The organism is Micromonospora sp. NPDC049900 (assembly GCF_044461025.1).
Lineage (GTDB): Bacteria > Actinomycetota > Actinomycetes > Mycobacteriales > Micromonosporaceae > Micromonospora.
Map to the genome: position 1 here is coordinate 440,938 of NZ_JBITKM010000003.1, position 4,716 is coordinate 445,653.

Consider the following 4,716-nt stretch of genomic DNA (forward strand, 5'->3'; position numbering starts at 1 on the left):
CACGAGGATCTCTCGGCACCCATGAGCGACCGGCACTCCATCACCCCCCGGTCGTTTCTCCGGCACCAACAGCTTCGGACGGTTTCCGCCGTTCAGTGCGCTGAGTCGGCCGCCGTGCCCAAGACATCCCCGCCGCACGGTGGCACGACTCGCCGGATTCCCGGTAGTCCCTTTATGTCCTGGCCGGGCGTCCTCACCGTCCGGTGCGGGGGTTGTCCCTGGAACTGGTGACTGTGCCGGTCCCGCGTCGAGCGGGCAGGCTGACACGGGACCGCCGTCCGGACGGCCAGGAGGCCGATCGGCATCGACCGGGAGGGCCTATGAAGCTAGTCGACATCACTCCGCAGATGCTGCTGGACGGGTCACAGTCCTGCACCGACACGGCTGCGCAGCTACAGGCGCGCCTCGCGACACTGCGGCGGGACGTGGACGACCTGGCGTCGTACTGGTTGGGGCCGGGTTCCAAGGCCTACAAGCAGACGATGGAGGAGTACGACACCTGCGGCCGGATGCTCAACGACGCCCTGAACGGCATCTCCCGGGGCCTGCAGCGCAACGCCGGTAACTACGCCACCGCCGACGAGGCGACGGTGCGCACCATGCCCGAGATCAACGGTATTCCGGCGGCCCGTCTCGGGCCTGAGCCCGGCGCCTGACCGGAATCGTCAGCCCGCCCGAGTAGAGGAGTTCGCGTGACCGACAGTATGGGTAGTCGCATCCGGGTCCCCCCGGAGCTGGAGTTCGCCGGTGCCAGGCTCAAGAGCACCGCCGACGAGCTGGTCGACATGCTCGCCACCCTGAAGGCCAAGCTCGTTCCGTTGGAGGAGAGCTGGGTCGGCGAGGCGCGCGAGGAGTACGTCGGCCTCCAGGGGCAGTGGAACGCCGGGGCGAACGGCCTGTTCGGCGTCGACGGCGCGCTCGGCGACATCGCGAACGCCGCCAACCTCGCCTGGAACAACTACTCGGAAGCGGAGTTCTCGAACCTGCGCACCTGGCGCGGCTGACGATTCACCGCAGGCCGGGGGTCTTGAACAACCAGGACCTCCGGCTCGTAGTATTCGGCATGATCCGTGATCAGCGAGGCCGTACCTCCGACGTGCAGTCGCCGCCGGAACCGGCCGGGCCGGGTGTCGAGTCGAACCCGGAGTCGCTCGCGGACAGCAGCCGGTTCCGCAAGCTCGGCTCGGCCCTGAACTGGGTCGGTGACCGGGTGGCCGTGGTCGGTGCCGATCCGGCGGGCGTGCTCACGGCGGCGGCGACCGGGCTGGTGGCGGAGCCCGATGTCGTGACGGTCATCGGACCGCTCGACAGTGCCGAGGACTGGTCGTTCGTCGAGACGGTGCTGCCGATCGCGGTGCCGCCCGGTGGCCGGGGTCGCATCGCGGTGGCGGGGGCGGCCGGTCGTGGACCGGTCGGTCGGTTGGCCCGTGAGCTGACCGCGACGCTCGACGTGCCCCGGGCCGAGGTGCTGCTGGTGCCCGGCGGATCGCTGTTCGCAGTGGACGGATGGGTACGACACACCCCGGACGGCGTCACCTCCCCGGCCGGTCATCGCAGTCCGCAGCCGTCCTGGGAGGACGACGTCGACGAACTGTGCGCCGCGACGTACCCGGGCGAGCTGGTGCTGCTGCCCGTACCGGCTGGCATGTGGCTGTTCCGTCGGCTGCCGGGCACGCCGATGCCGGACTACGACGATCCGGCGTACGGGGTACCGATGGACGCTGACCGGCCGGTGCTGCTGGTCGGACGGCCCGGACAACCGGAGCCGGAGGCCGACGCCGTCGTGGAGTTCCTCGACCGGCTCCCGTCGCCGCTGCGGCAGCACCTCGTGCTGGCCTCCTACGGGGCGGTGACCACGACGGCCACGGCGGCGACGAGTCTGGCCCGCGAGTCGGGTGCCCCGGTCCGGGTGCACACCGGCCTGCCGTCGCTCACGCCCGACGGTCGACCGACCAGCCTCGCCGTCGACCACTCGGGAGCCACCTGGGAACCGGTCGCGACCGTCCTCGGCTTCCCGCCCGAGGGCCCGGCCCGGCCCGTCGGACCGGTACGCGGACTCGACGGCTACCCGGAGCTGGGCGAGAACGTCTTCCGGCTCGCCGAACGGTGGGTGGCCGAGGTGACGCAGTCCGGCCTGTGGGTGCGGCCACCCGAGCAGGAACACGGCGCGCGCCTGGTGCGGGCGCACCCGTGGACCTCCGGCAAGGTGCGGATCTTCGTCGGCGTACCCGGCAAGCCGCCGCGATACCACGTGTTGCCGGTGCTCGGCGCGCTGCTGGCCCGAATGCCCGTCGAGACCCGGCAGCGGGTGGAACTGTCACCGGCGCGGTTCGCGGTGGCGGCCGGCGACGACGCGCTGCCGACGTCGGACCTGGAGTCGGGTGTGCCGACGGCCCCGATGGTGCAATACGCCGTCGTGCTGCGCGCCCCCGGCGCAGGCGGCACGAGTCCGGTCGCACCGAGGGCGTCGGCCGCGCCACCGGCCGTGCCGACCTCCGTCCCGGCCGCTGCGCTCGCCGCCCTGGTCGCGCCAGCCGTCGCCCCGGTCACGCCGGTCGCCGGCCCGATCACGTCGCGGCCCGAGCAGGTCACGACGGCCGGTCAGCGGACGCCTGGAAGCGGGCGGACGCCTGGGGGCGGGCGGACGACCGAGGCGCGATCTGCGTCGGACGAGACGACCGCCGCGCTCGCGGGCGAGCGGGCCGACGGAAACGCCGCGACCGGGCCGGACCCGGTGGCCGAGCCGACGGTGCAGTATCCGATCCGTCCGGTGGCACGGCACGAGGCCGTCCGTCCGGTCCGCCGCGACGAGTCGGGGCCGAAGCAGCGGGCGCAGGCCGAGCGCCCGCCGCGCGCCGAGGCGGCAGCGCCAGCGCCGCCGACCGGTCCGGACGACCAGCGGCGGCACCCCGCCGGGCCGGACATCCGGCGGCGGCGTCGGCTGTCGGCCCAGATCCTCACCGCGGTGGCGGTCCTGACGGTGGCGGTCGCCAGCGGGTACGTGCTGAACCCGAACGGGCGACCGTCCGGTGCCGACACACCGGGGTACGCCGTACCGCCGCCGTCGGGTCTGCCGGAGTTCCCCGCGCGGCTACCGGCCGGTGTACAGCCCTCCGACACCCCGGCCGACGATCCGTCCACCTCGGTCAGTCCCGCGTCGGGGACCAGTGGTCAGAGCAGCGCGGCGACGCCCGGCCCGAGCGCTCCCGGGCGGAGCCCGGAGGCGTCGCGTGGCCCCGACCGGGTGCCCGCACCGGTGGCCCCGCCCCGGCCCACCGGGTCTCCGTCGTCCGCACCGAGTGCCACCCCCCAGCCGGCGGCGTCGTCGGCGATGCCCGGCCGGGTGAACAGCTCGGGACGGAACCTGGCGCTCTCCGGGACCGCCAGCGCGTCGAGCTTCGAGACGATCTACCGGCCGTCGAGTGCGATCGACGGGGACCGGGAATCCCGGTGGGGCAGCGCGTTCACCCCGGACACCCAGTGGCTCGCCGTCGACCTGGGCGAACTCTGGCAGGTCACCGAGGTTCGCCTGCGGTGGGAGCGGGCTTACGCGACCGCGTACCGGGTCGAGGTGTCCGCCGACGGTGGGACGTGGCGGACGGTCTACCAGACCGGGAGCGGCGCGGGCGGGACCGTCGACATCGCCGTCACCCGCACTCCGGTCCGGTACGTACGCATGGTCGGCACGGCCAAGGCGATGCCCGGGTACGGGTACTCGATCCACGAGTTCGAGGTGCGGTGAGGACGGCGGCTCACCGGTTGTTGCTGGTGAGGTTCTTGGTGTTCTGCTCTTCCACGTCGGTGTACATCGTGTGGGTGTGCTTCATCCGCCGGATCGCCTCGTTGAGGACGTCGCGCACCTGCCCGCTCAGACCGTCGACCTGATCGAGCAACAGCGCGAAGTTCTTGCCGGCGGGGCTCATCCAGTAGTCGCGCAGCGTGCGGAACTCCTTGTTGATCTCGTTCAGCTTGCCTTCCAGCGCGTCCCGTTCGGTGGCGATCTTCTTGGCGGCATCGGCCAGCTTGTCGAGCTCGACGGCGAAGGTGAACTGGGAGCCGTCCGGGTTGATCTGGGTGATCGGCGTACCGTCCGCGTTGGTGATCACGGTGATCGAGGGCTTGCCGTTATCGGTGTAGGCCCACTTGATGTCGCTGCCGCTGCTGCCGTACTCGATGGTGACCGTCTTGGTGCCCTGGGTGCCGAACGTCGGTCGGCCCTCGGAGTCGAAGGTGGTGAACGTCCAGCCGTTCTGCTCCATGCTGGTGACCGCGCCGTCCGAGTTCCGGAAGATGGTCGTGCCACCGGAGTAGGTCCACTGGAAACCACCGCCGGCCGTCGGCGTGATGGTCACCGTCTCCCGGGTCTCCGAGTTGACGCCGGACGTCGGCACCCCGTCCTTGTACGTGATGACCCACCCGTCGCCACGGTCCTCGGTGAGGATCTGGCCCTCCGAGTCGTACGTCACGACGCTCTCGTCGTCGTACGTGTAGACGGTGTTGCCGTCCCGGTAGCTGATGGTGGCGGTGACGCCGGGGCGTTCCTCGGTGGCGGGGATGTCGACGTAGTGCGGGCGGTTGTCGGCGTCGAACTGGCTGTAGGTGGTGCCGTCGGCACGTTCCTCGGTCAGGATCTTGCCGTCGGCGTTGTAGGTGACGATGGTGTCGTCGGGGTAGGTGTAGCGGGTGTTGCCGCCTTCGTAGCTGATGTCGGCGCTG

General features: G+C 71.6%; 4 protein-coding genes. 3 read left to right on the top strand and 1 reads right to left on the bottom strand.

Going from position 1 to position 4,716, the window contains the following annotated elements:
- Positions 1–320: 320 nt before the first annotated feature.
- From ACIBMZ_RS10290 to ACIBMZ_RS10300, 3 genes are read left to right on the top strand one after another with little or no spacing between them, the layout of a single operon-like run.
- Positions 321–656, top strand: coding sequence for a WXG100 family type VII secretion target (locus ACIBMZ_RS10290; protein ID WP_131051368.1), 336 nt, complete (start codon positions 321–323; stop codon positions 654–656).
- 36 nt (positions 657–692) lie between these two features.
- A complete protein-coding gene (locus ACIBMZ_RS10295) occupies positions 693–1,004 on the top strand; it encodes a WXG100 family type VII secretion target (protein WP_131051369.1) in 312 nt (103 codons plus the stop codon).
- 59 nt (positions 1,005–1,063) lie between these two features.
- A complete protein-coding gene (locus ACIBMZ_RS10300) occupies positions 1,064–3,742 on the top strand; it encodes a discoidin domain-containing protein (protein WP_396692262.1) in 2,679 nt (892 codons plus the stop codon).
- A gap of 10 nt (positions 3,743–3,752) precedes the next feature.
- Here the strand turns inward: ACIBMZ_RS10300 and ACIBMZ_RS10305 are convergent.
- Positions 3,753–4,716 (bottom strand): WXG100 family type VII secretion target (locus ACIBMZ_RS10305; RefSeq protein WP_396692263.1); only part of this gene is annotated, 964 nt, incomplete at its 5' end.

Coding starts and splice junctions, on each gene's coding strand:
- ACIBMZ_RS10290 (WP_131051368.1), top strand. CDS start 321: ATGAAGCTAGTCGACATCACTCCGCAGATGCTGCTGGACGGGTCACAG.
- ACIBMZ_RS10300 (WP_396692262.1), top strand. CDS start 1,064: ATGATCCGTGATCAGCGAGGCCGTACCTCCGACGTGCAGTCGCCGCCG.